Genomic DNA, 6,697 nt, shown 5'->3' on the forward strand with positions numbered 1-6,697 from the left:
TCAGCCTTGCACCTTCAGCCTTGCACGGCGGTTTTGCCGGACGGAATTGGCGCGCCGCCGGCGAGGCCGATCTCCTCCCGCAATTTGCCCGTGTGCTCGCCGAGCACGGCCATCGTCTTGCCGGGCGTCGTGTCGGCGCCGGACATCCGGAACGGCAGATTGAGGACCTGGAACGAGCCGCCCTCGTCCTGGACAGCGGAGAGCGCCTGCCGGTGCGCGAGCTGCGGATCGGCCAGCGCCTCGGACACGGTGCGGTAGGCCGAGGCCGGCACGCCGGCAGCGCCGAGCGCTGCGAGACACGCATCGGTCGTGAGTTGCCGCGACCAGGCTTCGACGCCGTCCATCACCGCCGCCCAGTTCTCGCGGCGCGGGGCATAGGTGGCGAAGCGTGCATCGGTGATCCATTCCGCGCGGCCGATCACCCCCATCAGGGCCTGAAACGTCTTCTCGCTGGCGACAGTAATCATGACATAGCCATTTCCTGTCTCGGTCGGCCCGAACATCGGGCGCGGCGGCGGCTTCACCGCAAATTGCGAGCTCTGCAATTCGGTCAGCGTCAGCGACAGCATCGACTCCAGCATCGAGACGTCGATGTGCTGGCCGAGACCGGTCACGCTGCGCTGATACAGTGCCGACGCAATCGCGCCAAAGCCGTAGGTGCCGGTGACGACGTCGGCATGGTAGATGCCGCAATAGTCGGGGCGATGGCGGCCGGGCTGGTAGGCGAGATGCGCCATGTCGTAGCCGGAGGCCGCGTGGATCACCGGCGCATAGGCCGGCAATTCGGCAGAGGGGCCGGTCTGGCCGTAGCCCGAGATCGAGCAGTAGATCAGCTTCGGATTGAGCGGACGCAGGCTGTCGTAGTCGAGCCGCAGCCTGTGCATCACGCCGGGGCGAAAGTTCTCGACCAGGATGTCGGCGGTCGCGGCCAGCCGGCGGACCGCCTCCTTGCCGTCCTCGGACTTGAGGTCGAGCACGACGCTCTTCTTGCCGACATTGAGCTGGCCGAACGCCGTGCTGCACCCGTTGCGCAGCGGCGGCCGGGTCCGCATCGTCTCTCCGCCGTCGGTCTCGATCTTGATGACCTCGGCGCCCATGTCGGCTAGCATGCGCGCACAGTGCGGACCGGCGATCGTGGTCGAAAAATCCAGGACCCGCAGGCCGGCGAAGGCCTTTGTCGTCGTCCCCTCATGCTTATCTGCTAGCTGCATGCGTGCCGCGTCTCCCTGTGGCTCCCTTAGGAACCGTCGATTTCCTCTTTTGTTGATGCGGCGACCCTAGAGGGCGGCGGCTGAGTAGGAAAGTCTTTACCGAACGAACGCGCCGCATGGGCGGGCTTGGGAATTCCGGGACAACTGGACCCGTTCTTGCATAGCAGCAAACGGGATCGGAAGAGGGCAGCCGTTCTTGAGGGTCTTGTTCGTCACGACAGAGATGGACGACTTCGTCCGCGTGGGCGGACTCGGAGCCGTTTCCGCTGCCTTGCCCCGTGCTCTCCGTCCCTTCGCCGATATCCGGATCATGCTGCCCGGCTATCGCGACATCATCGAGCAACTCACGCATATCCAGATCGTTGGCCGCTGTCCGCCGTTCGCGGAGCTGCCGGCCTGCTCGCTCGGCCGGGCCGCCACCAAGGACGGCCTGCCGGTCTACGTGCTGTTGTGCTCGCAGCTCTACGACCGGCCCGGCAACCCTTATGGCGACGAGTCCGGGCGCGACTGGCCGGACAACGACATCCGGTTTGCGCGCTTCGCCTCGGCCGCCGCTGAGCTGGCCATGGGCAAGCTGGACAAGAATTGGGCAGCAGACCTGGTCCATGCCAATGACTGGCAGGCCTCGCTCGTGCCGGCCTATCTCGCCTGGCGCGGCGCCAAGCTGCCGTCGATCCTAACGATCCACAACCTCGCCTATCAGGGCCTCTTCCCGAAGGACTCGCTGCGGCGGATCGGCGCACCGGAGAGCTCCTTCCATATCGACGGCGTCGAATTCTACGACCAGCTCTCCTTCCTCAAGGCGGGCCTCGTCTACGCCTCGCATCTCACAACCGTCAGCGGCACTTACGCGCGGGAGATCACGACGGAGGAATTCGGCTGCGGCCTGGAAGGCCTGCTCCGCCTGCGCTCGGATGCCGCCGAGCTCAGCGGCATCCTCAACGGCATCGACGAGAGCTGGGACCCGCGCTCCTGCGCCCAGCTCGCCCAGCAATTCGGTGCCGGCGACTGGGTCGGCAAGAAGGCCAATGCGGATTACGTGCGCAAGCAGTTCGGGCTCGCAGTCTCGCGCGGGCCCATGTTCGGCATCGTCGCCCGCCTCGTGCACCAGAAGGGCATCGACCTCGTGCTGGCGGCAGCCGACGAGATCGTCGATGCCGGCGGACAGATCGTGGTCACCGGTTCCGGCGAGCCGGCGCTCGAGCAGGCGCTGATCGACGCACATCGCCGCCGCCCCGACGCGATCGGGGTGGTGATCGGCTTCAACGAGGCGCAGGCGCGGCGCATCTTTGCCGGCAGCGATTTCACCCTGATGCCGTCGCGGTTCGAGCCGTGCGGGCTCAGCCAAATGTATGCCCAACGCTTCGGCTCGCTGCCGATCGGCCACCAGACCGGCGGCCTCGCCGAGACCATCACCGACGGCGAGACCGGCTTCCTGTTCTCAAGACCCTCGCACGAATCCTTCCTCGGCGGCGTGCGCCGGGCGTTCTCGACCTTCATGGCGCAGGACCAGCTCGATGCCATGCGCCGCAGCGCGATGGGGCGATCGTTCTCCTGGAGCATCTCGGCCGGCACGTACAGCGCGCTATATCGAAAGCTGGCGTCGGTGTGAGGCTGAGGCGTTTCCACTCTCCTCTCGTGCCCCGGACGCAGCCCAGCGTCTCCCTGGCGATGCGAAGCATCGTCCAGTGACGGTGCGCTGCTGGGCTGGGGCCCATCTCAGTGGAGTCCGTGGCCTCCTGGGTCCCGGCTCTGCGCTGCAACGCTCATGCGTTGCAGCTTGTCCGGGACACGAGATTTTAGCCCTCACCCCTTCCCGCGCACGTCCATCTGCGACCGCCCGATCCAGGCTCGGTTGAGGCAGCGGGTCATCCAGTCGGGCTGGAGCTCGCCGCGCAACCGGGCCTGCGCTTCCTGGTACGGGCCGACATAGCGCAGCCGATCGGGCAGTTTCGGATAGACGCGCCTGATCCATCGCAGTGCATTGTCGGCGGATCGGATCTCGCGCGCGTCGAGCTCAAAACCAAAACCGGCACGCAAGCGCTCCGGCAGCATCCTGGCCGTGAGCGCGCGATACCAGCGCGGCGGACGCAACCACGGACGCGCGCCGGTGAAGATCTGTGTTGCGATCTCGCGCGCCGCGGTGCTGACCGTGAGCGTGTCCGATTGCGTCATCGCCGCGGTGTAAGCGGCAAAGCCGGCCCACTCCGCCGGCAGGTCATCCGCCGTCAGTCCAAACAGCGCGCCGAACGTCCGGCTCTCGGCCCAGTAGCGCTCGCGGTCCTCCACCGAGAGCGGCGGCAGGACGAGGTCGTGCGACATCAGCGCGGTCTCGACCAACGTCGCGTGAACCCAGCGCAGCGACGGAATGTCGTTGGCGCAGTAGCGCGAACCGGCCGCGAACGGGCCGACCGTCTCGGGCATCTCGCCGACGATCATGCTGTGGCGCCGGTACAGTTGCCGCGACGACAGCAAGGCACGATCGAGCGAGCCGAATACCATGGCGAAGACGATATCGAAGGTGCGGTGAAAGCGGCCGATCGGATCGGCCAAGGTTTTGGAATGCTCGGCGATGGCGGCCGCGACCCAGGGATGCGCGAGCTGAAGGAGCAGCGCGCGACCGGCCCCGAGGAAGATGACGGCCTCTCTGTCGATCCGCCAGGTCACCGTGTCAGGACCGAACACGCCGTCAACCGGTCCTGCCGTATTGGCGCGGACCTGATCGAGCGCCGCCTCCAGATCTTTCTCGACGACCAACTGCAAGCCTCGCGACCAAGACGCCCCGACCATAACCCGAACCGGGTACTCGTGACATCGTCACCGCGCAAAACAAATCGCGGACAAGGCCCTCACTCTGCCGCAATCGGCATCTCATCCACGTTGTCGTGCAGCACTACACCGGCGAGCGGATCGAATTCGCCGACCCACGGTTTTCGCGCGAGTGCGGACTTCGTGTGGGCGTAGCCCGCATGCCAGCGCCGCGTGATGCCTGACGGACTGAAATCAATATCCTTGGTATGGGTCTCGCGCTCGAGCTGCGGCGCCAGCAGCCGCACCACATGCATGCGGGTCGAACAGCCGTAGCTCATCAGCTCTCTCACGGCGGGATCGCCGAGCTCGCTCTCCGGAAGCCGCGCCGCGAGCTGGTTGATGACATGGCGCAGGCGATGGGCCTGCTGCTGGCGCACGATCTGGCTCGCGATGCGGCTGGAATATTGCACGTCCTTGTGCCGGTTCAGCACCTCCGCCATCGTGGTCGGCTCCGGCCCGACGGGATTCCACAGATGCACGGAGAAGATCAGCGAGTCCCTGCGTGGATTGTCGTCGAACACCGCTTCGGTCGGCGTGTTCGACAGGATGCCGCCGTCCCAATAGAGCTCGCCGTCGATGCGCACCGCCGGGAAAGCCGGCGGCAGCGCGCCCGAAGCCATCACATGCTTCACCGTCAGCTCGCCGTCGCGGCTGTCGAAATAGCGCATTTCGCTGGTCCCGACATGAGCCGCACCGACCGTCAGGCGCGGCGCGCGGCGATTGGCCAGATCGAAATCGACCAGCTCGTTCAGCGTCTTTTCAAGCGGCGCGGTCGAATAGAAGCCGGCGTGATCGGCACCCAGCGGATAGGAATCGCCGGCATGCGCCAGCGGATTGGGGCGGAAGAAACCTGGAATGCCGTGGGTTACGGTCGACCAATAGGCCAGCTTCTCGTTGAAGTCGGGAAACGCGGCGCGCCAGTCCCACGCCGGCTTCTGCTCCATCCGCTTCCAGAACTCCCTCAAGCGCGCGAGCCGGTGCTCCCTTGCGTTGCCCGCAATGAGGCTCGCATTGATCGCGCCGATCGAGGTGCCGATGATCCAGTCCGGCTCGATGCCGGCTTCGTGGAGCGCTTGGTAGACGCCGGCCTGGTACGAGCCGAGCGCGCCGCCGCCCTGGAGCACGAGAACGACCTGCCCCGGCAGGTCCATGCTCTTGCGCTGCAAATTGTCCTGCATGCCGTTCATGTCTCGCTCCTGTCGAGCCTATGGTTATCATTCGTCAGACGTAAGGCCATTGTTACGTCCTGCCGTTCTCGGCGATTGTCGGGCCTTTTGGAAATGCCGGCTGGCTTCCATAACCATACGCATGCGCTATTGAGCCCGGGATGTCATTTCCTGTCCGGATCGGCTAGTTTCCGGTCGATCCTGCTGGGAGCCGATCCATGGAAATGCACCAGGTCCGCTATTTCCTCGCGGTGGCGCAGCTCTTGAATTTTACGCGCGCCGCCGAGGAATGCAACGTGACGCAGCCCTCGCTGACGCGCGCGATCAAGCAGCTCGAAGCCGAGCTCGGCGGCGATCTGTTCCGCCGCGAGCGGCCCGCGGCGCAGTTGACCGAGCTCGGCCAGCGCATGCACCCGCTCTTGAAGCAGTGCTATGACGCCGCCACCGGCGCGCGCTCGCTCGCCACCTCGTTCCGAAGCGGGGAGATCGGCGCGCTGCGCATCGCGCTGACGCATTCGATCGACCTGGCGCTGCTCATTCCGCACCTCAACGAGATCAAGCGGCAGTTCAACCGGATCGAATTCCGCTTCCTGCGCGGCACGAGCCGTGAGGTCGGCGACTTCCTGAAGAAGGGCGAGGCCGAGCTCGGGATCGCCGCCGAGATCGACGAGGCCTGGGAGCGGCTCGACGTCTGGCCGCTGTTCACGGAAGCCTTCGAGCTCGTCGTCGCCGAGGGCCATCGGCTGGCCGGCCGCAGCTCGATCGAACTGGACGATCTGCGGCCCGAGCAACTGCTGAACCGAACCTTCTGCGAACATTCCGGCCGCATCTGCGAAAGCCTGCGCGAGCATGGGATCGACGTCGAACACGGCCACGACATCTCGAGCGAGCGCGACCTGATCGAGCTCGTCGAGGCCGACATCGGCGTCGCCATGATGCCGCACACCTCGCCCGTGTCAGAGAGACTGACGCGCGCCGCGGTCGCCGGGCTGGACGCCCGCCGCACGGTCAGCCTCTACGGGGTGGCCGGCCGGCAGCGAACGGCCGTCGCCAATGCCGTGATGCGCATGCTGCGCGGTGCGGACTGGCGGGAGATTGCGGGGTAACAGGTGGAGCGCTCTCGCACCAGGCGAGATGCTCATTGCAGTGCCCTCGCCCCTTGTGGGAGAGGGCGGCGAGGCTGGCAGACACAGACTCGCTTGGGTGAGGGGTATGTCGCCGCGAGCGTCAGTGCACGCGGATAGATACCCCTCATCCGGCGCTTCGCGCCACCTTCTCCCACAAGGGGCCTGTTGCGCTACTGCCTTTTGAGGCAGGAGACGTAAAGAGAGAGGGCACTGTTGGCGCCAATTGTCAGGGCGAGACTGTAGTTGGTGCCCTCGCCGGGCGTCTCACGCGGCGATTGCGGCCCACCGCCTCATATTGAACGCGATGGAGGCAAGCAGGACTTGCCCGCTTGCCTTGGCGAGGCCGACGTAGCGGATGCAGGTGAGCCGCATCCGGCGTTTG

5 protein-coding genes and 1 pseudogene are annotated in these 6,697 nt (G+C 66.1%); 2 read left to right on the forward strand and 4 right to left on the reverse strand.

Going from position 1 to position 6,697, the window contains the following annotated elements; genetic code table 11:
• Positions 1-14 precede the first annotated feature (14 nt).
• Entirely contained in the window at positions 15-1,211 is a 1,197-nt protein-coding gene (locus RAD15_RS21550) for a CaiB/BaiF CoA transferase family protein (RefSeq protein ID WP_458180174.1), read from the reverse strand.
• A gap of 196 nt (positions 1,212-1,407) precedes the next feature.
• Between RAD15_RS21550 and glgA the strand changes: the two genes are divergently transcribed.
• A complete protein-coding gene (gene glgA, locus RAD15_RS21555; protein ID WP_458180175.1) occupies positions 1,408-2,823 on the forward strand; it encodes a glycogen synthase GlgA in 1,416 nt (471 codons plus the stop codon).
• A gap of 194 nt (positions 2,824-3,017) precedes the next feature.
• On the opposite strand, the gene RAD15_RS21560 is transcribed toward glgA, so the two are convergent.
• Entirely contained in the window at positions 3,018-3,968 is a 951-nt protein-coding gene (locus RAD15_RS21560) for an oxygenase MpaB family protein (protein ID WP_458180176.1), read from the reverse strand.
• A gap of 92 nt (positions 3,969-4,060) precedes the next feature.
• Positions 4,061-5,209 (reverse strand): patatin-like phospholipase family protein, encoded by a 1,149-nt coding sequence (locus RAD15_RS21565; RefSeq protein ID WP_458180177.1) that lies wholly within the window; start codon positions 5,207-5,209, stop codon positions 4,061-4,063.
• 197 nt (positions 5,210-5,406) lie between these two features.
• Between RAD15_RS21565 and RAD15_RS21570 the strand changes: the two genes are divergently transcribed.
• Entirely contained in the window at positions 5,407-6,294 is an 888-nt protein-coding gene (locus RAD15_RS21570; RefSeq protein WP_458180178.1) for a LysR family transcriptional regulator, read from the forward strand.
• A gap of 285 nt (positions 6,295-6,579) precedes the next feature.
• Here the strand turns inward: RAD15_RS21570 and RAD15_RS21575 are convergent.
• Positions 6,580-6,697 (reverse strand): annotated as a pseudogene (locus RAD15_RS21575) (IS5/IS1182 family transposase); the annotation flags it as partial.

Source organism: Bradyrhizobium sp. 14AA (assembly GCF_054185205.1).